Here is a 26325-nt window from a genome sequence, read left to right as displayed (position 1 = left end):
AATGAATATTACAATTGGACTAATATTTATAATCATTTGCATAATGTTACTGGCATATTTTGCTTATAAAATTTATGCCAAAATAAAAATTAGAATTAAATACAAAAATGCCATTAAAAATAATACTGGTAATTTCACAAAAGACGAAAAAGTGTTTATTGCTCGCTTTGAAGAATGAGTTAAAGCACCTAATTCAAAAGAAAATAACGAGGATAAAAAATAATGTTTTGAGAAATTATTATGGGGTTCTTAAAACTGTTTGTTCCGATAGAAAAAATGCCTGCACAAGTTGCCTTTATTGCCGGATTAATTATTATCATCACTTTTCTTTTCGCCTTAATTTCAATTATGTATTTACCAATAAAAATGATTTTTGGGAAATAAAAAATGACAATAAACTTAAAAGAATTTAATTGAGAACAAATTAAACAAACTTTCTGAGATTTATTTATTCAAATCACAACTATCCCAGCTCATATTACTGGTGGCAAAGAAATTGATTTAACCGAAGCACCACTTTGACTTTTAATAGCAAACATTGCTTTTTGATTCTTAACAGCGATTATGGTGTGATTTATTCTAATGATACTTTGAAAAACCATATCAATATTTAGATAGAGACAAAATTAATGTCAAGAAGTTACAATGTGATGCAGTACCAAAGAAATTCAAAATTAGTTAGAAAAAAATACAATCGCGTTAAGGTTAATTGTAGTTTTAACAAATTTAAGAAAAACTTTGAATATAAATGATGAATGTTTTAAAAAAGAAAGGGGGTGATTATATGATTGGAACTTTCTTGGCCGATGCACCAGCAGTAACAAAAATAACAGCTAGCGATGCGATGACTAAATTGTGAAATGCAATTATAACAGCATTTACTAAAATGTGAGAAATTATTGCCGTTAATATGCCACAAGTTGGTAATTTCTTTGCTGACTACTGAATCTTTATTTTTCCATTTATTTTGGCAATATTCTTTATTTGCTTTAAAATGTTTGAAAAATTACTTGGCGCAGTCCGCTAACAAAAAAATAAAGTGAGGTGCAAGATGAAATTTTGCAAATGAATAATAGAAAAAAATAACCATTTTATTGAATTGAATCGCACCTCATTTTTAATTTTATGACATTGAGGAGCAATTTGATATATTTACAACGGTTATTTTAAAAACATTGTGAGCTATTTATTTTTAGCAGGTTGTATTTTGATTTTCGTTTTTAAAATCAGCAATTTAACACAAATTAACAAAGTTATTAACTTCTTAAAAAACTCACCATTAAATATTGTGATTGATTCGTTAGGAACTGGAAAAACCGCCTTTCTAGTATACGCAGCAAAATTACTAAAAAAGAAAAAATATCACATCGCCGCAACCTTTCCATTACTAGAAACCCAAAAATTAAGTTTAGGACATATGGGATTATTAGATTTTGATTATCCGGTATTGCCAGACAAAACCTTACTTTTATGAGATGAAACCAACTTATTTTTAGAAGGAACTGATTGAGAAAAAAATAATACCAAAAACGAAGAAACCGGTATTCAAGAATATTTCGCTCTGGCACGCCATTTCGGTCATATTGTGCTAGCTAGCGGTCAAAGAGATAAACATATTTGAGTTAAAGTTCGTGATATTGCCAATAATGTGATTGTGGGCATTCGTAAAAAACCCGTTAATATTTTTCGCCCCTACTTAAAAGTCATCTATGGCACCTTTACTAGTATTGAAGAATATGAACGCTGACGAAACACCTTAATTGATGCTAAAAATAGTAAAAAGGGTCGTCGCATTAAATATCGTGATATTCCGGAATTAGATATTTATTTTTTTAAACTAAAAATTCCTTTACCAATACTTAACACTTACAATTCTTTTTACCTAGCGTTTTTAAGAGATTACTTAAATTCAAAAGTGAATCCTGACTATGAAGATAAATACTATAATGACACAGCAATTGATTTAGAAGACTTAGAATACTTAAAAATGGATAAATTCAGCAAATTTTTAAGAAAAATGAAAGAAAAGGAATAATAAAAAATGGAAAATCTCGCAAAAATGGCCGACTTTCTCGCTCAAATGCTTTATAAAGTTTTTGACTTAATTTGAAGTTTAGAAGTGCCGGGAACGAATATTCAACTGATATTTCCTTTATTCTTAACACTGGCTGTAGAGTTTCTTATGGCAATCATTCTTGGATTTGGCAGTCAACAAATTAATTTAGAAAAACAACGCCAATATGCTGTTAAAAATAAGGGGCGTTTAAGTGCATGAGGAAAAGCTAAAAAACAAATAAAACCAATAAAAACAAAACAAGGTAACTAAAAATGTTTAAACTAATTATTATTTTTATCTTAATAACTGTTCTTGGATTGTTGGCTGGTAGTCATTTTGAAACTTTAACGAACTATATTAGCGAGGGACTTGCCAATTTCCAAAAGTTTATTACTAGCAATTTAACAATTTTAGAACTATTTAAACCAATGGCTCGGACATTTTCGCAACACCCAATTTTTACCATTCTTGGTGTGACTTGTGTACTTATTGCTTTATTTATTGTGATTAAAGGACGATAAAAATATGAAAGGAAAATTAAAATGAAGAAACTTTTAGGAAAATTATTTAAAAAAGATAATTCAAAAGAAAAAATGCCATTAAAATTAAGAATTAAAAATTCTTTTAAAAAGCAGTGGTTAAAAATAGTATTAAGTATCATTTTCATCTTTATAAGTTTATTAATTTGTGCATTAACAGTAATAGATACTAAATGAATAACTGGAACAAGTGACGAATTTAATGATTTTATGAATAAAGAAATGGTTGATTTTTTTGGTAAGTTCAATAGTGTTATTATGCTCGCCGGAATATTTGTTTTTTGATGAGGCGGAGCAATATATTTTGCAATTAAATTTGAAAAATTAATCCGCTTTACTATTCAAAAAATTAAAGAAAAAAAGCCTTGAAAAATGAAATCAAACAAACTAATTAATTCTTTTAAAAAATAATGATGGAGAATTTTGCCTTACATTTTTATGATTATTATCTTTTTCATTCCATTTTTAAAATTGGGAATTAATGATTTTGAAATTATTATATGAAAAATTTGAAGCATTAATTTCACTTATGATACTAGGATATTTAGATATATGCATTACAATAGCGGTAATTATGAACTGTATCATTGAGTGACTTATTAAAAAATTAAAGCTAAAAGAATAATGAAAAATAAAATATTTTAAAAAGGAGTGATAAAAATGTTTATGAAAATATTTACCGTGCTAACTATTAGTTTCAATAACATTTTTACTATTCCACCAAACATTAACAACGAGAAAACGGCAGTGCAATTAGTTAGAAATAAAAGAAAAACTCAATATAAAACATATGACTTAAAATTTTCAGAAATAAATAACAGTTATTTACAATCATTGTATAAAAAAGGTAGTGACCCAGTATATATTAATATTGACTCAGTAAAAGAGCAATTACCTTTAGAAATAAAAAATGCTGAATTATACTTGTAAGTGCAAGTAAATAAAATTGCAAAAGATTTCATATAAAAATTTCATGATGCTAAGTTTATTTTAGAAAAAGTAAATTTAAAGAGTTTTTATATGGGATACAAACATCTTGGCATAGATGAAAGAATTTATATTGAGAATCAATTGAAATTTAAAGTAAAAATTAGTGAAATAGCTAAAAATCTTAATCGAAGTATTAGTACTATTAATCGAGAAGTTAATAGAAATAAAGATAATAATCATTATTTTTCATTAATTGCACAAAATAAAGCAGAAAATAGAAAACAATCACATGTTTATTTTCATAAATTTAAAAATAGAGAATTAGTAAAATATGTACAACAAAAATTATTATTAGATTGATCGCCTGAACAAATTTATGGCAGAATTAAAAATTTTCATCAAGAATGAATTATTAGTTTTAAAACAATTTACAATTGAATTTATTCTGGATTACTTGAAAAGGTTACTAGTAAAAATTTAAGAAGAAAAGGTAAGAAACGAAAATCTCAAGAAAATCGGGGTAAATTTAATGGTAAATCCATTAAAGAACGAAATGTTAATAATCGCATAACTCTTGGCCATTGAGAAGGTGATACTGTAGTATCATCACGAGGTAAAAGTAAATCATGTTTAATAACTTTAGTTGAAAGAACATCAAGATTTACTTTAGCAATATTAGTTGAAAATAGAACTACTAAAGTTATTAACAAAAATATTAGTCATTATTTATCAATTCTTCCAAATAATCTTGTTAAGACTATAACATTTGATAGGGGTAAAGAATTTGCTAATTGACAACAACTTGAAAAAAATTTAAATGTGAAAATTTATTTTGCTGATACATATTCACCTTGACAAAGAGGTACTAATGAAAATACTAATGGTTTAATTAGAGAAAAATTTCCTAAAAAATTTAATTTTTCAAACACTACTAAAAATGCAGTTCATAAATTTATATTGTCTTTAAACCAAAGACCAAGAAAAATACTAAATTATCTTTCGCCAATCGAATATTTGGTTAGAAAAATAATTTAGTTGCACTTAACTTTACAATTTGGCTAATTAATAATTTAAAAAATATATCCCTAATATTAAGTAGACAAGCAACCCTAAATTATGTGATACAATTAAGAGACATTACTCGAAAGGAGAAATAATGACTGATAATTGTAGATTACGCTGTGTTGCCTGCCAATGTACTTGTCGTACACCGGGAGCAGAACATCAAAGTAATAATATAAATAACTGTAGTGACTGTCCGACTTGTAAACCAGAAGACAATCATGAAAGAAAGCCACCCCGTAAATTTTAAAAAATGAACCTAATGCAGGTTCATTTTTTCATTAGACTATTTTTAGACTATTTAAGATATAATATAAAATATATTTGAATTATTTTGATAATTTATTATATAATTATGTTATGAAGAGAAAACAACAAAAAGGTGGTCTAATGAATGACAATGATAAATCATCTAGCTCTATTATATAAAATCTCGCAACTTAAAGAAAAGCTATACATTGACTTATTAAGAAAATTAGAAATTAAAAATCTAATGCCTGTGCATATAAATATTTTATTAGTAATTGAAAAGATCAAAGATAAACCCATTATTGTTAATGTTGCAAAAGAACTTTGCAAATCCAAAGCTGACACATCAGCCGTGATATCAACATTAGTTAAAAAGGGATATATTACTTGTAAAGTTCTTGCTAGTGACCGTCGTTCAAAACTATTAACTTTAACTCCTAAAGCACAAGAAATCATTAAAAAAGCGGCATTAATCAAAGAACAAATTGATAGCATTTTGTTAAATAAATTAAATAGTATTGAAAAAAATATGCTTCATTCTTATTTATTAACCGCAGGAAACAATTTAGAAGTAGCTTTAAAATCTGACTCTTCATTAGTTTAAAGTTAACAATATAGAAAAAACCTTGTAAAATTAAAAGGTTTTTTTCTAATTTCCAAAATCAAAATTATTAGGGTCAGGACCTTTTCTTGATTGTGGTAAACTATCAATTCACTTCATATGTTCATCACTAATTTTAAAATCATCAATCGCACTATTTTCAATAATTCGCGTCTTATGCATTGACTTGGGAATTATTAAACTTTGATGTTGATAAGCCCATCGTAAAAATAATTGTTGAATGGTTTTATTATATTCACGAGCAATCTGCTCACAAGTTTCTGGTAAAGAGTCATCATGATATTTCATTGTTCCTCAACCAATAGTTATAATATTATTTTTTTGATGATATGCTCTTAATTCTGTTTGATTTAATCCCGGATGAAACTCAATTTGATTAGCAACTGGTAACTCTTTAGCATCTTGTTTTAATTGTTCTAACTGCTCAATATTAAAATTACTAACACCAATCGCACGAGCTTTTTTAGCACGATATATTTCCTCTAATACTTCTCAAGCAATTTTACGATTATTTCACGGTCAATGCATTAAAAATAAATCAACAAATTCCAAACCTAATTTTTCTAACGAGCTATCAATCTCTTGTAAATACTGTTCTTTTGTTAATTCATTACCTCAAAGTTTAGTCGTAACAAAAATTTCACTGCGAGAAATCTTACTTTCTTTAATTGCTTGCCCAACGATTTCTTCATTCCCATAAATTTTAGCCATATCAATATGACGATAACCCTGATTTAAAGCTTCTAAAATCGCTTCCTTACCTAATTCATTATTTTCAATTTTATATGTTCTAAAACCCATAACTGGCATCATAATACCATTATGTAATTTAACTTTTTCATCTAAAATAGTCCTTTTTTTCATAAAAAACCCCTTTATAAATATTTATTTACTATATTTCATTTTATGGCGGAGAGTACGGGATTCGAACCCGTGGAATCCTTTGGGATTCATCACCTTTCCAAGATGACTGTTTAAACCACTCACACAACTCTCCAATGGTGCTGGTTAAGAGAATTGAACTCTTGACCTCGCCCTTACCATGGGTGTGCTCTACCGACTGAGCTAAACCAGCAATTGATATTTCCTTCTCCATTATAACTTGTTTGCGACATTAAATAAATGATAATAAAATCTCATCTAAATTTTCTCACTCATCTTGATAACAAAAAAGAAAATTATTTTTAATATTTAGTTTCTTTTTTACTATTAGTTTATTAATCGCATTTTGAAAATATTCATAAGCTACTTGATTTTGCTTTATTCGCAAATCAACGCCTTCAATTAGTCCTAATCCCATAATAAAAATTTCTCCATAATATTCTTGTTTTGTAATTTTAGTAATTGTTTGTCGCCATAGTGGATATTCATTAGTATTTTAGCAAATAACTATTTGTGAATTTTTATGAAAAGAACTAGCCCCCATACCAACACCTAAATAATTTTGTAAAGTTCAATAACTATATTGATGTTGTGATTTAATGCCTTTATTAGTAATAAAATTATTTTTCTCATAAGGTAAATAACCATTTTCTTTTAAAATATTTTTTAATCATTGATATGTAATTACAACACAATTATTATCGGCTTCATAATAACTAATATGACCAACAGGTAATTTTCTTAAAATCTTTAAATCATTTTCAATAACAGCTTTAGAATATCCTTTTAAATTGCTGAATTATACTTGTAAGTGCAAGTAAATAAAATTGCAAAAGATTTCATATAAAAATTTCATGATGCTAAGTTTATTTTAGAAAAAGTAAATTTAAGGAGTTTTTATATGGGATACAAACATCTTGGCATAGATGAAAGAATTTATATTGAGAATCAATTGAAATTTAAAGTAAAAATTAGTGAAATAGCTAAAAATCTTAATCGAAGTATTAGTACTATTAATCGAGAAGTTAATAGAAATAAAGATAATAATCATTATTTTTCATTAATTGCACAAAATAAAGCAGAAAATAGAAAACAATTACATGTTTATTTTCATAAATTTAAAAATAGAGAATTAGTAAAATATGTACAACAAAAATTATTATTAGGTTGATCGCCTGAACAAATTTATGGCAGAATTAAAAATTTTCATCAAGAATGAATTATTAGTTTTAAAACAATTTACAATTGAATTTATTCTGGATTACTTGAAAAGGTTACTAGTAAAAATTTAAGAAGAAAAGGTAAGAAACGAAAATCTCAAGAAAATCGGGGTAAATTTAATGGTAAATCCATTAAAGAACGAAATATTAATAATCGCATAACTCTTGGCCATTGAGAAGGTGATACTGTAGTATCATCACGAGGTAAAAGTAAATCATGTTTAATAACTTTAGTTGAAAGAACATCAAGATTTACTTTAGCAATATTAGTTGAAAATAGAACTACTAAAGTTATTAACAAAAATATTAGTCATTATTTATCAATTCTTCCAAATAATCTTGTTAAGACTATAACATTTGATAGGGGTAAAGAATTTGCTAATTGACAACAACTTGAAAAAATTTAAATGTGAAAATTTATTTTGCTGATGCATATTCACCTTGACAAAGAGGTACTAATGAAAATACTAATGGTTTAATTAGAGAAAAATTTCCTAAAAAATTTAATTTTTCAAACACTAATAAAAATGCAGTTCATAAATTTATATTGTCTTTAAACCAAAGACCAAGAAAAATACTAAATTATCTTTCGCCAATCGAATATTTGGTTAGAAAAATAATTTAGTTGCACTTAACTTTACAATTTGGCAATTATAAAATAAATCAATTGCTTGATTTTTAAAACCACTAACTAATGCTTTATTAATTTGCTTAACATAATTGACATTATCACAATAATTATTTTGTAAAAATACCGCCTGACTAAACGAAATTACTTTTCATATTAACCGATTAACACCATAACTATTTCATAACAAAAATAATTCATCAGTATTATTACAATGTAATTCTAAATTATATTCAATAATATTCCTTGCTAATGGTTGTAATATATTTAAAATTCGCTGTCATTGTTCAAAATCAAGGTCACGAGAACAATTAACAGCAATATATATTGTTTGTAACTGCTGTAAATTTTCTCGCTCAGAAATTATTTCTTGTTCAATATTATCAATAATAACATTAAAATCTTGTTTAACAATTAATTTTTGATTAATATTTTGCAAGTGATAATTTCCATCATTACTAATAAAAAGATTTACAAATAAATGAAAATACATTTTAACTTGAAGTAACCTTAATTTTTTTTCGTCGCAATATTCAAATCGGAATCGCAATAACAAAAAACATAATCGCAATAATTGTTAATCAAGTTCATAAACAGCGACGATTTATTATTCGCTTTAATTCATACATTTCATAAGGATTAATAATTTCATAACCATAAAAACCAATAATATTAGCTTTTCTTTTCCGAACAAAAATAATATTTAATACTTGTAAAAAAAATAAGGCAAATAATATTCCTGTTAAAATAATAATTTCTGTTGTTAAATCTCTAATCGTCATATCTAAAATTAAAAACCCAAAAAGTTTTGGCTGTGTTGCACCTGATAATCCATAAAGAATAGCAATAATTGCAGCACCAATAATATACAAAGGAAAAGCTACTCAATTAATAATAATACTACGAATATGCATTTTTCGATAATTAGCAATAATGAAATTAGGAATAACATTATTTCCTAATTTAGCTTTTTTTAAATATCCTTCCACTTCTTTTTTAATTTTAATTCAATCAAACAAAGAAATAAAAAATAAACCTAATGACACAATACATAACGGTATCATCAAAGTTGGATGCGGAATTAAATTTTCATTGTCAATAACAATATTTTGTTGCTTTAAAAATCACAAAATTAATGGTATTGAAGAAGCGATTATTCCTAAAAAACCAATAATCATTGTTAAAACCAAACGATATTTTTCACTACGAACCTCATTAGCAATTTCTTTAGGAATAGTTTTTAAACTTAACGAACGATACGGCATCTCTTGTCCTCGTGGTTCATCATATGATAAATATGGTTCTTGATATGCTTTTTGATATAAAGTTGGACTATAATCATTATGCTTATCCTCTAAAAAATCATTAGGTGATGAATCTAAAATTGGTTGTTGTGGTTGTGGATATTGATAAGAAGTTATTGTTGGCGAATTTTGTTGGTATGGCATACCACCAAATTCACGATTATAACCATTTTTAGGACTATAAACTCTTGCTTTTGGTAAACTATAATTTTCTTCATAATATGGTGGTGGTTCTTTATTAATACCAGAATTAAAATATTTTTTATCATCAACTGTAAACTCATAACGATTAATTACGCGGGGAACATCATTTTGTTTTTGTTTTCTTTCATAAGGAAAATACGGATCAAGTTGCTCTGCCTTTAATTTATTATCATTAAATCGTTTTTGTTCTGCTTTATTAAAAAACTTATCCATTATTTTTTCTTTTCATGACATATCTATTGCCTACCTTATAAAAATATAACTATTTATTTTTTAATGCTTGCCCCATTTTAATTATTTCTGATTCAATATTATAAATTAATTTTTCATTTTTAAATTTTTCTCAAGCTGAATTTTTCAAGTTACGATTGCGATAATTAATAACCAATAAAATCACACTAATAATTGCAATAAATACTATTCCAATAATAATACAAGAAATAATTAAATATTGAATTGCTAAATTTTGTCCTAAAATATTAATATAATCTTTTTCATTAGTTAGAAATCCTTGCAAAATAATTACCTTCTTTATGATTATCTTTAAATTACATAGTAATTATATCGTAATCATTACATTTTTTAAATAATTAATAATCTTATCAAAACAATTTATGTATAATTTTTAATATGATAATTTAATTTTTGAACTTGTGCCTTACTATTTGTAACTGTATAAACTAATGTTCCATCTTTTCCTGTTCAAGAAAAATCACAACCAACAGTTTTTAAATTAGCCATTACTTCTGCTGTTGGATAAATATGATTTTTATTACCAACATATTCTAATCCATAAGTATCAGGATTAACACCCGAAGCAAAGCAAGTTTTAGGTTTAATCTTATTTAAAAATGACAATGAACTTGATGTTTTACTACCATGATGGGCTACTTGTAAAAAATTAACTTCTGAAAGCAAATTCTTTTTTAATAACTCTTGTTCTACTTTCTTTTCGGTATCGCCTGTTAATAAAAACCGCTGATTTTGATAAACAAAAGATAATACTAAGCTTTGATTATTTTCATCTTTACTTGAATTGCTATTAATAAAGTCCTGAATTTTATAAGTTAAATTATCAAATGATAAACCTAAGATATTATAACTTGGCTTAACATCTTGCACAATAATTTTTAAATCTGCGGTCGCGTTTAGTTTTCTTAGGTATTTTTTAAAAAAGAAAAAACAGTCATTTACTATAAATTATTTCAATATGCAAATTAAGTATATATTTCTTATGTATGATTTTTATTGTAAAAAATTATTTTAATGTTGTTTTTATAAGCATTTTACTTAGTTTTTATAACCTTTTATTAAGAATATGGTTGTTAATATTAAATATTTTGTTTTATTAATTATTTTTCAAGTAAAAAGGTAATAAATTTTTAGTTGCTTTTCTTTCAAAATTATTCAAATCTTTACCCACCTAACAAAACTTTATGCGCCCTAAATCTGCTCATTGTTTTGGTCATTTTTTGCTGGCTTTGCCTTGATAGCGTTCAAAAAATGAACGACTACCATAAATATTTTTAACATTAACCGTATTAACAATCGTTTCTAAATTACTTGTATGGTCAGTATGATCGTGAGAAATAAAAATTGCATCTAATTGATTAATTTCTAGGTTTTTTAAATAATTAGCAACAAAATTATTTTTTGCATATTTATTTTTTCATCAATCTTGCGGATTACCGCCAATACCCGTATCAAACATTATTGCCCGATTTTTATATTGCGAATTCGTAATAATCGTTGATAAACCATTACCAACTGCTAACATATGATATTGTAATTGTGGATTATTAAGTAAAAAATCACTAATTTTACTACAAGATACTACTAAAAAAATATTACTAACTACTAAACTAACTTTAAATAAATTACTTCTCGTCATAACTATCATTCCTTATTTTGGCAACATTTTTTCTAATTCATCAAATTCTTGTAATTTTAATTATAAAAATTTTTTAAATAAAATGCCTCCAATCAAAGTTATTGTATATACATTTATTTTATCAAAAACTTTACAGTAATGTAATCTTCTTGTACACAATCAATGTATTTTCCCAAACCAATAAAATTATAAAGTTTTAAATATAAATTTGGTAAATTGTGATTAATTTTATTATCTAAAAATAAAAATTTAGCAATTTTTAAATTTTGTAAATCATTCACTAGTTTACTTTGCATTGTTTTATCCTCAGGAATTGACCACCAATATTCTTTACTTGTAGCATTATATTTCGTTTTCTTACCATATTTACTACCAGCAACATCAGCAAAAATAACTGCTTTTGTTTGATCAAAAGTTAAATGTCCCGCTTGAAAAGCAATAATTCTTAATTCACCTAATTGTTTAATAAAATTTACGCGACGAATTGCACATAAGGCTTGACGAACAGTAAATATTGATTCATAAGCTAACAATGGATACAACAAAAAATTATGTTCATTAACTAATAAGGTTTCATTTTCTAATTTATATTTTAATATCATTACTAGTTCATTAACAACTAATTTATTATGATTAATAAATTCTGCTACTAAATCATCAATTGCTAAATAATTAGGAAACACTTTTAAAAAGGCTTTCATACTAGTTACTTCATATAAAAACGAACAAATTAATAAATTATCATATTCATAATTAATTGCTTCATTATTAATGTTTTTTAACAATCGCTGATAAAAATAATTTATTAAATGATAATCATTAAGAAATAAAAATTGCTTTAAAAGATTTTTATTACGATTAGAATTATTAATACCATTTGCATAAACTTTAATATCTTGACCAATTTTTAAATAAAAATCATTTAAAAAATTATAAAATTCCCATAAGGTTAATTCATAATCTTGTAAAACTTTAACTAAACCATCAACACCATAAATCCGATAATAATGTTTAATAACTAAATGGATGCGTTTTTTATTTTCATATCATGTTTGTAAGTTTGCCAAAATAACTTTTTGACTGCGTTTCTCTAAAGTAATCGTACACCCATAGGGTAAACCACTATTACCACCTAAAAATGCTTTATTCCTTTCTAAATGAGAATTATAAAGATTTTTAATTCCCACAGTAATATCATATTTTTTATCAACATTAGCAATTAAATCATAAACTTCTAACTTATTTTTACTGTCAGTTTTTCTTAAACCACGACCTAATTGTTGTAAATAAATAGTTTTTGAACTTGTTGGTCGTAACATTATAATTGTATCAATTTGCGGAACATCAATGCCTTCATTAAACATATTAACAACACATAAATAATTAATTTTACCCTTTTTAAAATTATTAATAATTGTTGTTCGCTCTTGAGATACTTCATTAGTTAAATAAGCAGCCTGTAACCCTTCCTTTTGAAGAAAATTAGCAACAATTTTAGCATGCGTTGTTGTGATACAAAATACTAAACAAAATGGTTGAGCATAAATACCAATATAATTATTTATCACACTAAATAATAATTTATTGCGTTCACTAGTATTCAACTTCTTAAACAATTCAACATCATTATTTAAATCAATACCTTCAAGATTACTACTAATATCATCAATACAATAATAGTCAAATGGCGATAATAAGCGTTGATTAATAGCATCTCATAATCGTAATTCATATGCAAATTCATTATCAAAATACGGCGTAATTAACTTATTATCTTCCCTTTCGGGAGTTGCTGTTAAACCAATAACTTGTTTTGATTGAAAATAATTAAAAATCGTTACAAATGATTTAGCAGCAATATGATGGGCTTCATCAAAAATAATAACATCAAACTGATCCGGTAAAAACTTTTTTAAATTACGATAAACTGATTGCACAGTAGCAAATAAATAATTAGTATTATCTAATGTTTGATTTTCATAAAAAACACAACCAAACTTATTATCTTGTAAAACATTACGAAAAGTTAATATTGCTTGATCAATAATTTCTCGTTGATGAGCTAAAAATAATAATCGGGGGCGAAAATTATTATTTTCTTTAATTTGATTTAAATAATCAAAAGCACTAATAATAGTTTTCCCAGTTCCCGTAGCCATAATAATTAAATGCTTAGTTTTATTAATCTTGCGACGATATTGTAAACGATTAACAATTTTTTGTTGAAAATCATACATTGAATATTTTCTTGTTATCGTTCCCTCACTTTGTGCTTTAATATGTAAACGATTATTATCAATTCTTGTTAGTAATATCTCACGCTCATTAGCATTATTAAAATTAACAAGATTATCATTTCAAATTTTTTCATATTCACGAAAGAGATGATAATATAAATTAGGATTACTAAACTCACTAATTTTAATATTTCATTCTCTTCCACGCATCATTCCCTTATAAGTTAAATTAGAAGAGCCGACAATTGCTGTTGAAAAACCTGATTTTCTTTTAAAAATCGCTGCTTTAATATGAATTCTTTCGCTACGCTTTTCAGTATTATCTTCTACCCTAATTAAAATATTATTATAACTATTAACTAAGTTTTCTAATTCATATAAATTAACAAATAAAGCAATATCATCAAAAGTTGTCGTAATAAAATTAATCTTAATATTATGTTGTTGAGCATACAAAAAAGAATTTCTAATTTTATTAATCATTCCCTTAGAAATAAAAGGATAAATAAAATAAACACTATCAGCAGTTTTAATTTCTTTATTAATTTCATTAATTAATTCTTGTTCATTTTCATTAGTAAATAAGTGATTATCAATTAATCGAATGTCTTGATGATAACTAACTTTTTCTTGCAAATCATTACCTATTTGTAATAAAACATTATTAGATAATTGTGATTGTTCACTATAAATACCAATAATTTGATTTAAAAATTTTAACTTATCATCAACTGTTTTATGTTCTTGCAATTTAATACTTAAAATATTATTAAATTGCTTCAATAAATATTTATCAATGTCTTTAATAGCATTTTTTTCATCATTAAGATTTTTAACAATATAATCTTCATTAATTGTTTCACCTAATTTTAATAATAAATCATAATAACCTTTTTCTTTCATTTATAAATCACTCTTTATTTCCTTGTTGTAATAAGATTATATACCGCCTTAATTAAAAATTTGTTATTTTATTTGTAAATAAAATAAATAACATTAACAAAACAAAATACGATGTGTTTAATGAAATTTATTAACCACATCGTATAAAAATTTTATTTTAATAATTAATTTTGAGTAATAACTTCAAACATAATAACTACACCCCTTTCTTGACAAAACAAAGTTTACACAAGTTAAATTTCTTTGTATTTTCAAAAGAAATCTGATAACTTTCCGAATTAATAAACATTCGTTTTCCTAATGTTTCTATTCCTTTAGCATTAGCAAAATATCTTAAAATCTCATTTACTTGAATAGAACTAACTAAACTATTTAAAGGACCATAACTTGGTGATTTAAAATTTGAATTTCAAAATTTAAGAGTTGGTTTTTTATCTTGGGGAACAATACAGTTTCAACATTTAGTTACTTCGGGAACTATTAACGGTCCAACAATCCCATACTTATTAACATACCCCGCAATACTATAAGGAATTTTATATTTGCTGAATTATACTTGTAAGTGCAAGTAAATAAAATTGCAAAAGATTTCATATAAAAATTTCATGATGCTAAGTTTATTTTAGAAAAAGTAAATTTAAGGAGTTTTTATATGGGATACAAACATCTTGGCATAGATGAAAGAATTTATATTGAGAATCAATTGAAATTTAAAGTAAAAATTAGTGAAATAGCTAAAAATCTTAATCGAAATATTAGTACTATTAATCGAGAAGTTAATAGAAATAAAGATAATAATCATTATTTTTCATTAATTGCACAAAATAAAGCAGAAAATAGAAAACAATTACATGTTTATTTTCATAAATTTAAAAATAGAGAATTAGTAAAATATGTACAACAAAAATTATTATTAGGTTGATCGCCTGAACAAATTTATGGCAGAATTAAAAATTTTCATCAAGAATGAATTATTAGTTTTAAAACAATTTACAATTGAATTTATTCTGGATTACTTGAAAAGGTTACTAGTAAAAATTTAAGAAGAAAAGGTAAGAAACGAAAATCTCAAGAAAATCGGGGTAAATTTAATGGTAAATCCATTAAAGAACGAAATGTTAATAATCGCATAACTCTTGGCCATTGAGAAGGTGATACTGTAGTATCATCACAAGGTAAAAGTAAATCATGTTTAATAACTTTAGTTGAAAGAACATCAAGATTTACTTTAGCAATATTAGTTGAAAATAGAACTACTAAAGTTATTAACAAAAATATTAGTCATTATTTATCAATTCTTCCAAATAATCTTGTTAAGACTATAACATTTGATAGGGGTAAAGAATTTGCTAATTGACAACAACTTGAAAAAAATTTAAATGTGAAAATTTATTTTGCTGATGCATATTCACCTTGACAAAGAGGTACTAATGAAAATACTAATGGTTTAATTAGAGAAAAATTTAACATCCGTGCCAATAATTTGAATGCGCTTTTTTATAGTTAGTAACTAAATTAATATGATAAGGAATTTTATAATCTAAATTTGCATCAAAAGCGACTTTTTGTCTTGAATTGCTATTTTGCAAAATAAAAAATACTATAAATAAACTAATAGCACCAATAAAAATCACAGTTGCAAAAGCTGAAAAAGGATTATTTAAAATTCTATTAAATAATGTTAAGACCAACATTGCAACCATTGAAACAATACGACTAAAAAAACTAATTGTTGAAGTAATCGTTGACCTTTGTTTTGATGAAATCGCATTTTGAATTTTATTATTATAGAATAACATAATAAATGTATTCGCCAATGTTACAGTAAAAAATACTATTGCCATCACAATAACATTATTTAAAAAGAAAAATAATCCTCCAATCAAATAGATTAACATAAAAATAGGAAGCAATTTTTCTTTAATGTTTACAAATTTAAAAATAAAGAAAAAAGTGCTGTTGAAAATAATATTAACGAATAAAAAATACTATTATATTGAATATGCCAAATTGTAAAGTTAAGTGCAACTAAATTATTTTTCTAACCAAATATTCGATTGGCGAAAGATAATTTAGTATTTTTCTTGGTCTTTGGTTTAAAGACAATATAAATTTATGAACTGCATTTTTAGTAGTGTTTGAAAAATTAAATTTTTTAGGAAATTTTTCTCTAATTAAACCATTAGTATTTTCATTAGTACCTCTTTGTCAAGGTGAATATGTATCAGCAAAATAAATTTTCACATTTAAATTTTTTTCAAGTTGTTGTCAATTAGCAAATTCTTTACCCCTATCAAATGTTATAGTCTTAACAAGATTATTTGGAAGAATTGATAAATAATGGCTAATGTTTTCGTTAATAACTTTAGTAGTTCTATTTTCAACTAATATTGCTAAAGTAAATCTTGATGTTCTTTCAACTAAAGTTATTAAACATGATTTACTTTTACCTTGTGATGATACTACAGTATCACCTTCTCAATGGCCAAGAGTTATGCGATTATTAACATTTCGTTCTTTAATGGATTTACCATTAAATTTACCCCGATTTTCTTGAGATTTTCGTTTCTTACCTTTTCTTCTTAAATTTTTACTAGTAACCTTTTCAAGTAATCCAGAATAAATTCAATTGTAAATTGTTTTAAAACTAATAATTCATTCTTGATGAAAATTTTTAATTCTGCCATAAATTTGTTCAGGCGATCAACCTAATAATAATTTTTGTTGTACATATTTTACTAATTCTCTATTTTTAAATTTATGCTGAATTATACTTGTAAGTGCAAGTAAATAAAATTGCAAAAGATTTCATATAAAAATTTCATGATGCTAAGTTTATTTTAGAAAAAGTAAATTTAAGGAGTTTTTATATGGGATACAAACATCTTGGCATAGATGAAAGAATTTATATTGAGAATCAATTGAAATTTAAAGTAAAAATTAGTGAAATAGCTAAAAATCTTAATCGAAGTATTAGTACTATTAATCGAGAAGTTAATAGAAATAAAGATAATAATCATTATTTTTCATTAATTGCACAAAATAAAGCAGAAAATAGAAAACAATTACATGTTTATTTTCATAAGCCAAATTGTAAAGTTAAGTGCAACTAAATTATTTTTCTAACCAAATATTCGATTGGCGAAAGATAATTTAGTATTTTTCTTGGTCTTTGGTTTAAAGACAATATAAATTTATGAACTGCATTTTTAGTAGTGTTTGAAAAATTAAATTTTTTAGGAAATTTTTCTCTAATTAAACCATTAGTATTTTCATTAGTACCTCTTTGTCAAGGTGAATATGCATCAGCAAAATAAATTTTCACATTTAAATTTTTTTCAAGTTGTTGTCAATTAGCAAATTCTTTACCCCTATCAAATGTTATAGTCTTAACAAGATTATTTGGAAGAATTGATAAATAATGACTAATATTTTTGTTAATAACTTTAGTAGTTCTATTTTCAACTAATATTGCTAAAGTAAATCTTGATGTTCTTTCAACTAAAGTTATTAAACATGATTTACTTTTACCTCGTGATGATACTACAGTATCACCTTCTCAATGGCCAAGAGTTATGCGATTATTAACATTTCGTTCTTTAATGGATTTACCATTAAATTTACCCCGATTTTCTTGAGATTTTCGTTTCTTACCTTTTCTTCTTAAATTTTTACTAGTAACCTTTTCAAGTAATCCAGAATAAATTCAATTGTAAATTGTTTTAAAACTAATAATTCATTCTTGATGAAAATTTTTAATTCTGCCATAAATTTGTTCAGGCGATCAACCTAATAATAATTTTTGTTGTACATATTTTACTAATTCTCTATTTTTAAATTTATGAAAATAAACATGTAATTGTTTTCTATTTTCTGCTTTATTTTGTGCAATTAATGAAAAATAATGATTATTATCTTTATTTCTATTAACTTCTCGATTAATAGTACTAATACTTCGATTAAGATTTTTAGCTATTTCACTAATTTTTACTTTAAATTTCAATTGATTCTCAATATAAATTCTTTCATCTATGCCAAGATGTTTGTATCCCATATAAAAACTCCTTAAATTTACTTTTTCTAAAATAAACTTAGCATCATGAAATTTTTATATGAAATCTTTTGCAATTTTATTTACTTGCACTTACAAGTATAATTCAGCATTTTATCTAAATTTATTTTGTAATATTATACAAAATTTAAAAATAAAAATTTAATGAGATAAATTTTTCAATTAAAAAAGTGAAGCCAAAGCTTCACTTATAAAAATAAGAATTTTATTTTTTTTGTTTTAAATGATGTTAATGTTCATAAGACTGAACCTACTGCTAAAAACGCATAAGGTGCTGCTCCAAAATAAGTTCATATTGATTTATAATCAACATCAATAAGACTACCAATAAGAATAATGATTGATAGGGTTGCTATTAAAGCACCTCAAACTAATGATCAAATTCCCACTTTAACAGAAAAAGGAATCAATATATATACTAACCCTAAAAATAATAATAACGGTCACGAAATTTTTAAACCATACATCACACCAGCATTTTCATCTTTACTAATTGCAATCGCAACTGCAAAAACCATAATTCAAATAGCGCCAATCATCATTAATATTTTAGGAATTATTAGTCCTGTTGGATTTATTTTTGCCATATATAATACATCCCCTTTAACTAAAATATATTATACTATTTTCAAATAGTCTAATGCAATACTATTTTATAATTCTGTAATTTCATCACCAAATTCAGAATCATTACCAGTCTCATTAGAAGTAATTTGTCCCAGAGAAACATAAATTTCTGGCACATTATTATCATTAGAAAAATTATTTGTCGTCCCATTATCACTTGTTGATTGTCCAAGTTCTGATGCATTACCAGCTTCATTATCATTTTCTAATTCATTATCTTTCATAAATAGTCCTAATCAAGGCAAAGCAAGAATTAATAGTAAAAAGAAAATTTGTAAAATTGCTCCTACTTTATTTTCAGAGGTTACTAATAAAGCAAAGTAAGAATAAACATTATATCCCAATATTAAAGTAATACATAATATGGAAATAATCGCTGCCGGAATAAAATATCAAGCATTAAGCGTTTTAATTTTTTTACGATAACGATTTAATAAACCATAAAAAATAATTACACCATATAACATAAATGCCATCACAACACCAGCATTACTAATAAAATCAAAGAAATTATAATTATCATCAGTAACTATCGTTGGTAGTGCCATAATTACAATTCAAACTGCAAATAATACTCCCATCACCATTAATGTTGCTGTTTTAATACCAAAACGATTAATAACTTTTTGTCATATTTTATCGTTACCAACAACAAAACCATCATCTAATGATGACCTTGTTAACTTTGTCATTGAAAAACAATAACCATTTAAAGTGCCAAAAGCACTAATAAGAATAAAAATAAAAATTAAGCGCGTACAAACAGCATTAACTGTTGGATTATTAAATATTTTCCCCGCAGCAATAGCAACGCTACCACTAGGGTCTAAATTTAATGTTGAAATTGAAGTTAAAACATAAATAAAAGTAATTCCTGTTAAACCAAAAACTAAGGCTAAAGGAATATTTTTACTAGAATTCCGAACATCTTTTTGAATATAAGTTGTTGATAAAAAACCATCAAAGGCAAAAAGAATTCCTGGTAACGCCATTAATAGCATTTCAAAATGACCTTTTTTTTTAACAATTTCATATTTTTTTGGATCACCTAATCCAGTTTCTAAAAAAGCACCTGCTCCTGCATTAACAACAATTAATCCAGCAACACCAATAAAAATTAATGGTATTAATTTTAAAACAACGGTAATCATTTGTACTCATTTACTAATTGATTCATTATAAATGCAACAAACAATAACAAATAAAGTATATAAAACTGCAAAAATACTTAATAATAATTCATACACATTAGAACCACCTAAGACATTTGCTAAACGCATTTCCGCATCTTGACCGCCACCAATTGCTCAAACAGAAGCCTTACTAGTATAATAAGCTACTGTAAAAGCAGTTAATGGCAAATAAATATTATTCATTGCGTTACGAACAACACGACCAAATTTACTACCAGCAAACATTTTTGCATATAAAGCAATTCCCGAATTACTATCTTGTTTTGCCGATGAAATTTCCATAAATGATAAACCAAAAGAAATTGCTACAACACCACCAATAATTCAAGCAATGATTCCTAAAATTCCATTACCATTAACAAAGCCGTAAACACCTTCATTTTTAAAGAAAATCCCAGTTCCAATTACTGTCCCCACAACCATACAGAGGCACATAAATAAACCATATTTTCTTGCGACATTTTGACTCATATATTTTTTCCCTTCTAAATTATTAATTTTATTTAATTTTTTTATTTTCATAGTATTATATAAAATTGCCAAATTGTAAAGTTAAGTGCAACTAAATTATTTTTCTAACCAAATATTCGATTGGCGAAAGATAATTTAGTATTTTTCTTGGTCTTTGGTTTAAAGACAATATAAATTTATGAACTGCATTTTTAGTAGTGTTTGAAAAATTAAATTTTTTAGGAAATTTTTCTCTAATTAAACCATTAGTATTTTCATTAGTACCTCTTTGTCAAGGTGAATATGCATCAGCAAAATAAATTTTCACATTTAAATTTTTTTCAAGTTGTTGTCAATTAGCAAATTCTTTACCCCTATCAAATGTTATAGTCTTAACAAGATTATTTGGAAGAATTGATAAATAATGACTAATATTTTTGTTAATAACTTTAGTAGTTCTATTTTCAACTAATATTGCTAAAGTAAATCTTGATGTTCTTTCAACTAAAGTTATTAAACATGATTTACTTTTACCTCGTGATGATACTACAGTATCACCTTCTCAATGGCCAAGAGTTATGCGATTATTAACATTTCGTTCTTTAATGGATTTACCATTAAATTTACCCCGATTTTCTTGAGATTTTCGTTTCTTACCTTTTCTTCTTAAATTTTTACTAGTAACCTTTTCAAGTAATCCAGAATAAATTCAATTGTAAATTGTTTTAAAACTAATAATTCATTCTTGATGAAAATTTTTAATTCTGCCATAAATTTGTTCAGGCGATCAACCTAATAATAATTTTTGTTGTACATATTTTACTAATTCTCTATTTTTAAATTTATGAAAATAAACATGTAATTGTTTTCTATTTTCTGCTTTATTTTGTGCAATTAATGAAAAATAATGATTATTATCTTTATTTCTATTAACTTCTCGATTAATAGTACTAATACTTCGATTAAGATTTTTAGCTATTTCACTAATTTTTACTTTAAATTTCAATTGATTCTCAATATAAATTCTTTCATCTATGCCAAGATGTTTGTATCCCATATAAAAACTCCTTAAATTTACTTTTTCTAAAATAAACTTAGCATCATGAAATTTTTATATGAAATCTTTTGCAATTTTATTTACTTGCACTTACAAGTATAATTCAGCTATTTATTATAACAATAATAAATATAAATATTAAAACAATTTTACAATGGTCGCGTTTAGTTTTCTTAGGTATTTTTTAAAAAAGAAAAAATAGTCATTTACTATAAATTATTTCAATATGCAAATTAAGTATATATTTCTTATGTATAATTTTTGTTGTAAAAAATTATTTTAATGTTGTTTTTATAAGCATTTTACTTAGTTTTTATAACCTTTTATTAAGAATATGTTTGTTAATATTAAATATTTTGTTTTATTAATTATTTTTCAAGTAAAAAGGTAATAAATTTTTAGTTGCTTTTCTTTCAAAATTATTCAAATCTTTACCCACCTAACAAAACTTTATGCGCCCTTTACAATTATAAAATTGTTTTAAAAAATAAAACGGTAGTTACCGTTTTATTTACTAAATATGTATTTAATTAAGTTGTTCAAAATTAAATATTTTCATTCCTATTAATTTTTTCTCGTTACTATAAAAAAACTTTCAACTAAATTTAAATTCTTGCTTTTCTATCGTTATATTATAAAATACTAACCCTGCACTCGGATCATAAACAATTTCTGCTTTTGTATCCTGAATATAACTTAATTTATTAACAAAATCAGCAATATAATCACCATCTTCTTCTCAAATACTTTTATTATCAATAATGTTTTGCAAAGCATTATCTTGAAATCATTTATTACCAAGAATTTTAGTTAAATAATCTAAAATAGTTTCTTTTTCAATACTAGTTTTATCATTAATATTAGCACCCATTATCTTAATAAGTTTTTTAAGAAAATCCACTTTACTAATAGCAGTTTTGTCTTCTAATAAAGTTATAAAATCATCATACACTTTAGGTAATTTTAAAAGCAATTGATCAATTATTGCGATAAAATCATTATCAAGCTCATCACCATTCAAATTTTGATAAAAATTATTGAACTCTTTTTCACCAACAACACCTTGTAAAGCCATAAATATAGAATTAAATGGTAAACTTGAATCAGATATTAATTTTATTAAAAAATCGACTTTTTTCTTATTAACTCCAAAAATATTTTTAAAAGTATTCTTGATATTTTGTAAAGTAAACGATTGGTCTTTATTATCTAATAAACCTTGATATGGTTTTGCTTTTAAATCATTAATTATTTCTTCATTAAAACCATTTTCTAATTTTTCAGCAAAATTAATCATAAAAGTTATTAATATTGGCACATAAGTAATTATTGTTTTTATTAAAATCGCAATATCTTTAATTTCTATTGATTTATTCTGAATTTTTAAAAATTTACTAAAAATATTATCTTCTATAATTTTATTATGTTTTATATCCGCAAAAATTTCACCAAATGTTTTTTTATCAGTAATGAATTTTTTATTAGTATCAATACCACTCTTAATAGCAACAACGATATCTTGATATTGTGTTGTTAGAATTGCTTTAATATCTGGAATATGAATAGCAATTTGCTCACTATTTAATAAACCTAATAACTGTTCTAATAATTTTTCCATAAAATTCTTAATTTCAAAATCATTATTTTTAATAAACTCTTGTAAAACTGCTTTTATTTTTTCTAAAATATTAAAACCAGCAACTTCTAAAGTTTTAGGTACTTGATAGTCCGGTTTTGAAAAATTATGATGTTCTTTTGTTAATACTAAATTTTTAATTGTATCATCAACAAAGTAGTCATTTAAATCTTTAAAATTATTTTGTAACGCCCTTTTTAAAATCTCATTTGGATTTCATTGTTTAGTTCGTGCCAAAATTAGCGACTTAGCAATTAATTTTGATTTATTAACATCTAAAGTACTAACATTAATCCCATTTGTGGTAATAATGTAATCATTAGCATTATTACTACAAGCTATTGCTGGTAATAATGGCCCACTAATAATTGTTATTGTCGCCATTAACTTTAATAACTTTTGTATATTCATTAATTTCATATATTTCACCTCATCGAAATGTAAATTTAGTCAATATTTTTTAATTTACATTTTTTTTAGTATAGCACATATTATTTTTATTTACTAATATTTAACTAATTTTTAAAAATAAATTTTTTAGGAATAATTGCTGATTTTCGCTTATGTTCAGTATTTTTGTGCATCATCTTAATTTTATTAACAATATTATTATCTAACAATTTCTCTTGACCGTTTAAAAAGTTATCTAACTCAGCATAAGTTATTCCCATCTCTTTTTCATCAGTTTGCCCTGCTCATAAACCTGCTGATGGAGGCTGATTAATAATTTCTTGCGGAATATTTAATAACTTAGCAGCCGTATTTATTTGACTTTTTAATAAATGAATTAATGGTAAAATATCACAAGCACTATCACCATGTTTAGTAAAATAACCTGTATATCATTCATCAAAGTTACTAGTGCCGACAACTAAATATTCATTTGCTTGTGCTAAGGCATATAAAGAAGTCATTCGGAGACGAGGTTTACAATTAACTAATGCTTTTTGTTGCAATGATGATAAACCATCGTGTCAATTAAAGTTATTTTGTAATTCATTATAAGCTGACTCTAAATTAATAATTTGTAATTTTAAATCTAATGTCGCTACTAATTTTTTTACTAAAATTTCATCATTACTTGATGAATAGCAAGGCATAAAAACAGCTAAATGGTTATCTGGCATTGCTTTTTTAATCAAAGCAACAGTAACGGCTGAATCAATACCACCAGATACACCAACAATTAATCCTTTAGCATTAGCTAATTTTACTTGTTCTTGTAATCATTGAACTAAATAATCTAAATATTTCTGTAATTCCATTAATTAATATCCTTTCACTTAAAAATTTTCGTCAAGTCATTGCAACTCATAATCAAAAATTTTAATTGTATCCCCTTTTTGAATGCCTTTTTTAACGAGAATTTTAAAAACTCCTAAATCTCGTAACTTCTGATTAAATAATAATAAATTATCATGTGTTGTTAATGGAAATTTGTGATAAATGCGATGCACACTAGCACCAATTACTTTTCAATGACCATTTCCTAAATTTTCAACAATGACTTTTTCGTTTGTTGGTGTAAAACGATAGATTGTTGGTGCCATTTCTTGCTTTAATTCTGGTATTTTTTTAATAGTTTGCAATTGCCTATGAATAATATGAACTAATGATTCAATTCCTTCTCTAGTTCAAGCAGAAATTGAGTAAACTTTTTGTTTAATTTGCTTACTAAAAAGTTCTAAATTACGAGAAGCATCAACTTGATCCATTTTACTAGCAACAACTATTTGTTGCTTATTTTCTAATTGTAAATTATAATCTTTAAGTTCTTTTTGAATCACTGAATAATTATCATAAGCATTGGGTAAACTAATATCAATAAGATGAACTAATAACCGGCATCGTTCAATATGCCGTAAAAATTCATATCCTAAACCTTTTCCTAAACTAGCACCTGCAATTAATCCTGGTAAATCAGCAACTACAAAAGAAAAGTTTTGATGTTTAACTACACCTAATTGCGGGGTTAAAGTTGTAAAAGGAAAATCACCAATTTGTGGTTTAGCGTGAGAAATAGTTCCTAATAAAGTAGACTTCCCAGCATTAGGCATACCAACAATCCCGACATCTGCTAATAATTTTAATTCACAAGTAATTTCTTTTTCATCGCCTAAATCACCACGAGTAAATATTGTCGGAGCACGATTTCTGGAATTAGCAAACCAACTATTTCCTTTACCTCCACGACCACCATTCGCAACAATAACTTCTTGTTTGTTAGTAACAATATCACCAATTTCTTCTTTATTTAAAGCATCATAAATAATAGTACCTAAGGGAACACTAATATAAGTATTTTTAGCATTTTTACCGTGCATATTTTTATGTTGCCCATTTTCACCATCAACACCTTTAATTTCTTTTTGATAGTTTAATTCTAATAATGTATTTATTCCTTCATCGCCAATAAAAATAATGTTACCACCATTACCGCCATCACCACCAGCCGGCCCACCTTTTGGAACATATAATTCACGACGAAAAGCAACAGCACCATCACCACCTTTGCCAGCTTTAACTTTAATTGTAATCTTATCAATAAATTTCATTCATATCA

Annotated in this window: 32 protein-coding genes and 2 tRNA genes; 15 read left to right on the top strand and 19 right to left on the bottom strand. The window is 25.2% G+C overall.

Annotated elements, in window-relative coordinates; all coding sequences use genetic code 4:
• Position 1: 1 nt before the first annotated feature.
• The 11 genes from AAHN02_RS03435 (at position 2) to AAHN02_RS03385 (ending at position 5440) form a co-directional block, all read left to right on the top strand.
• On the top strand, positions 2-223 hold the full coding sequence (locus AAHN02_RS03435) for a hypothetical protein (protein ID WP_342277289.1): 222 nt from the start codon (positions 2-4) through the stop codon (positions 221-223).
• Positions 223-384, top strand: coding sequence for a hypothetical protein (locus AAHN02_RS03430; RefSeq protein ID WP_342277288.1), 162 nt, complete (start codon positions 223-225; stop codon positions 382-384). The genes AAHN02_RS03435 and AAHN02_RS03430 overlap by 1 nt, the downstream gene beginning before the upstream one ends.
• Before the next feature lie 3 nt (positions 385-387).
• Positions 388-618 (top strand): hypothetical protein, encoded by a 231-nt coding sequence (locus tag AAHN02_RS03425; protein WP_342277287.1) that lies wholly within the window; start codon positions 388-390, stop codon positions 616-618.
• Between the two features lie 166 nt (positions 619-784).
• Positions 785-1027: a hypothetical protein gene (locus AAHN02_RS03420; protein WP_342263184.1), complete on the top strand. Its 243-nt coding sequence runs from the start codon at positions 785-787 to the stop codon at positions 1025-1027.
• A 24-nt stretch (positions 1028-1051) separates the two neighbouring features.
• Positions 1052-2035, top strand: coding sequence for a hypothetical protein (locus AAHN02_RS03415; RefSeq protein ID WP_342277286.1), 984 nt, complete (start codon positions 1052-1054; stop codon positions 2033-2035).
• Positions 2036-2041: 6 nt separating this feature from the next.
• Positions 2042-2326 (top strand): hypothetical protein, encoded by a 285-nt coding sequence (locus AAHN02_RS03410; RefSeq protein WP_338966793.1) that lies wholly within the window; start codon positions 2042-2044, stop codon positions 2324-2326.
• 2 nt (positions 2327-2328) lie between these two features.
• A complete protein-coding gene (locus AAHN02_RS03405) occupies positions 2329-2577 on the top strand; it encodes a hypothetical protein (RefSeq protein ID WP_215826579.1) in 249 nt (82 codons plus the stop codon).
• 21 nt (positions 2578-2598) lie between these two features.
• Entirely contained in the window at positions 2599-3006 is a 408-nt protein-coding gene (locus tag AAHN02_RS03400; protein WP_342277285.1) for a hypothetical protein, read from the top strand.
• Between the two features lie 255 nt (positions 3007-3261).
• The gene (locus AAHN02_RS03395; RefSeq protein WP_342277284.1) at positions 3262-3525 is read left to right on the top strand and encodes a hypothetical protein; all 264 of its coding nucleotides are present in this window, start codon (positions 3262-3264) and stop codon (positions 3523-3525) included.
• Positions 3526-3615: 90 nt separating this feature from the next.
• Positions 3616-4560, top strand: a complete 945-nt coding sequence (locus tag AAHN02_RS03390) for an IS30 family transposase (protein WP_342277283.1) — start codon at positions 3616-3618, stop codon at positions 4558-4560.
• A 421-nt stretch (positions 4561-4981) separates the two neighbouring features.
• A complete protein-coding gene (locus tag AAHN02_RS03385) occupies positions 4982-5440 on the top strand; it encodes a hypothetical protein (RefSeq protein ID WP_338968751.1) in 459 nt (152 codons plus the stop codon).
• A gap of 45 nt (positions 5441-5485) precedes the next feature.
• Here the strand turns inward: AAHN02_RS03385 and AAHN02_RS03380 are convergent, their stop codons facing one another.
• From AAHN02_RS03380 to AAHN02_RS03365, 4 genes are all read right to left on the bottom strand, one after another.
• A complete protein-coding gene (locus AAHN02_RS03380) occupies positions 5486-6322 on the bottom strand; it encodes an aldo/keto reductase (protein WP_342277282.1) in 837 nt (278 codons plus the stop codon).
• Positions 6323-6365: 43 nt separating this feature from the next.
• Positions 6366-6455, bottom strand: a tRNA-Ser gene (locus tag AAHN02_RS03375).
• A gap of 2 nt (positions 6456-6457) precedes the next feature.
• Positions 6458-6533, bottom strand: a tRNA-Thr gene (locus AAHN02_RS03370).
• Between the two features lie 39 nt (positions 6534-6572).
• Positions 6573-6758 carry a hypothetical protein gene (locus AAHN02_RS03365; protein ID WP_342277281.1) on the bottom strand — a complete coding sequence of 62 codons (186 nt, stop codon included), beginning with the start codon at positions 6756-6758 and terminating at the stop codon, positions 6573-6575.
• Between the two features lie 483 nt (positions 6759-7241).
• On the opposite strand from AAHN02_RS03365, the gene AAHN02_RS03360 reads away from it, so the two are divergent.
• Both AAHN02_RS03360 and AAHN02_RS03355 read left to right on the top strand, forming a co-directional pair.
• Positions 7242-7967, top strand: coding sequence for an IS30 family transposase (locus AAHN02_RS03360; protein WP_342277280.1), 726 nt, complete (start codon positions 7242-7244; stop codon positions 7965-7967).
• Complete coding sequence (locus AAHN02_RS03355; protein ID WP_342277279.1) at positions 7943-8185, top strand: hypothetical protein; 243 nt, start codon at positions 7943-7945, stop codon at positions 8183-8185. Before AAHN02_RS03360 ends, AAHN02_RS03355 begins: the two co-directional genes overlap by 25 nt.
• Here the strand turns inward: AAHN02_RS03355 and AAHN02_RS03350 are convergent.
• The 6 genes from AAHN02_RS03350 to AAHN02_RS03325 all read right to left on the bottom strand — a co-directional run bounded on the left by AAHN02_RS03350 (position 8169) and on the right by AAHN02_RS03325 (position 14727).
• Positions 8169-8681, bottom strand: coding sequence for a hypothetical protein (locus AAHN02_RS03350; protein WP_342277278.1), 513 nt, complete (start codon positions 8679-8681; stop codon positions 8169-8171). The genes AAHN02_RS03355 and AAHN02_RS03350 overlap by 17 nt on opposite strands.
• A gap of 1 nt (position 8682) precedes the next feature.
• A complete protein-coding gene (locus AAHN02_RS03345; protein ID WP_342277277.1) occupies positions 8683-9930 on the bottom strand; it encodes an MSC_0882 family membrane protein in 1248 nt (415 codons plus the stop codon).
• 28 nt (positions 9931-9958) lie between these two features.
• A complete protein-coding gene (locus AAHN02_RS03340) occupies positions 9959-10213 on the bottom strand; it encodes a hypothetical protein (protein WP_342277276.1) in 255 nt (84 codons plus the stop codon).
• A 95-nt stretch (positions 10214-10308) separates the two neighbouring features.
• On the bottom strand, positions 10309-10818 hold the full coding sequence (locus AAHN02_RS03335) for a ComEC/Rec2 family competence protein (protein ID WP_342277275.1): 510 nt from the start codon (positions 10816-10818) through the stop codon (positions 10309-10311).
• A gap of 301 nt (positions 10819-11119) precedes the next feature.
• Complete coding sequence (locus AAHN02_RS03330; RefSeq protein ID WP_342277274.1) at positions 11120-11587, bottom strand: MBL fold metallo-hydrolase; 468 nt, start codon at positions 11585-11587, stop codon at positions 11120-11122.
• Between the two features lie 113 nt (positions 11588-11700).
• On the bottom strand, positions 11701-14727 hold the full coding sequence (locus AAHN02_RS03325; RefSeq protein WP_342277273.1) for a DEAD/DEAH box helicase family protein: 3027 nt from the start codon (positions 14725-14727) through the stop codon (positions 11701-11703).
• 652 nt (positions 14728-15379) lie between these two features.
• On the opposite strand from AAHN02_RS03325, the gene AAHN02_RS03320 reads away from it, so the two are divergent.
• Positions 15380-16234: an IS30 family transposase gene (locus tag AAHN02_RS03320; RefSeq protein WP_342277272.1), complete on the top strand. Its 855-nt coding sequence runs from the start codon at positions 15380-15382 to the stop codon at positions 16232-16234.
• Here AAHN02_RS03320 and AAHN02_RS03315 read toward each other — a convergent pair.
• Complete coding sequence (locus AAHN02_RS03315; protein WP_342277271.1) at positions 16191-16625, bottom strand: hypothetical protein; 435 nt, start codon at positions 16623-16625, stop codon at positions 16191-16193. The genes AAHN02_RS03320 and AAHN02_RS03315 overlap by 44 nt on opposite strands.
• 130 nt (positions 16626-16755) lie before the next feature.
• On the bottom strand, positions 16756-17529 hold the full coding sequence (locus AAHN02_RS03310) for an IS30 family transposase (RefSeq protein WP_342277270.1): 774 nt from the start codon (positions 17527-17529) through the stop codon (positions 16756-16758).
• 68 nt (positions 17530-17597) lie between these two features.
• On the opposite strand from AAHN02_RS03310, the gene AAHN02_RS03305 reads away from it, so the two are divergent.
• Positions 17598-17840, top strand: a complete 243-nt coding sequence (locus tag AAHN02_RS03305) for a helix-turn-helix domain-containing protein (protein WP_342277269.1) — start codon at positions 17598-17600, stop codon at positions 17838-17840.
• Here the strand turns inward: AAHN02_RS03305 and AAHN02_RS03300 are convergent.
• The 7 genes from AAHN02_RS03300 to obgE form a co-directional block, all read right to left on the bottom strand.
• A complete protein-coding gene (locus AAHN02_RS03300) occupies positions 17837-18781 on the bottom strand; it encodes an IS30 family transposase (RefSeq protein WP_338966716.1) in 945 nt (314 codons plus the stop codon). The genes AAHN02_RS03305 and AAHN02_RS03300 overlap by 4 nt on opposite strands.
• 206 nt (positions 18782-18987) lie before the next feature.
• Positions 18988-19386 (bottom strand): hypothetical protein, encoded by a 399-nt coding sequence (locus AAHN02_RS03295; RefSeq protein ID WP_342277268.1) that lies wholly within the window; start codon positions 19384-19386, stop codon positions 18988-18990.
• Between the two features lie 66 nt (positions 19387-19452).
• A complete protein-coding gene (locus AAHN02_RS03290) occupies positions 19453-21141 on the bottom strand; it encodes an APC family permease (RefSeq protein ID WP_342278171.1) in 1689 nt (562 codons plus the stop codon).
• A gap of 40 nt (positions 21142-21181) precedes the next feature.
• On the bottom strand, positions 21182-22126 hold the full coding sequence (locus AAHN02_RS03285) for an IS30 family transposase (protein ID WP_338966716.1): 945 nt from the start codon (positions 22124-22126) through the stop codon (positions 21182-21184).
• Between the two features lie 526 nt (positions 22127-22652).
• Positions 22653-24182, bottom strand: a complete 1530-nt coding sequence (locus tag AAHN02_RS03280) for a hypothetical protein (RefSeq protein ID WP_342278170.1) — start codon at positions 24180-24182, stop codon at positions 22653-22655.
• 95 nt (positions 24183-24277) lie between these two features.
• Positions 24278-25027: an NAD(+) synthase gene (nadE, locus tag AAHN02_RS03275; RefSeq protein WP_342189917.1), complete on the bottom strand. Its 750-nt coding sequence runs from the start codon at positions 25025-25027 to the stop codon at positions 24278-24280.
• 18 nt (positions 25028-25045) lie between these two features.
• Positions 25046-26317: a GTPase ObgE gene (obgE, locus tag AAHN02_RS03270; protein WP_342278169.1), complete on the bottom strand. Its 1272-nt coding sequence runs from the start codon at positions 26315-26317 to the stop codon at positions 25046-25048.
• Positions 26318-26325 lie beyond the last annotated feature (8 nt).

This window comes from Spiroplasma endosymbiont of Nephrotoma flavescens, assembly GCF_964030835.1.
Classification (GTDB): Bacteria; Bacillota_I; Bacilli_A; order Mycoplasmatales; family Nriv7; genus Nriv7.
This window is presented reverse-complemented; position numbering and strand designations above follow the sequence as displayed.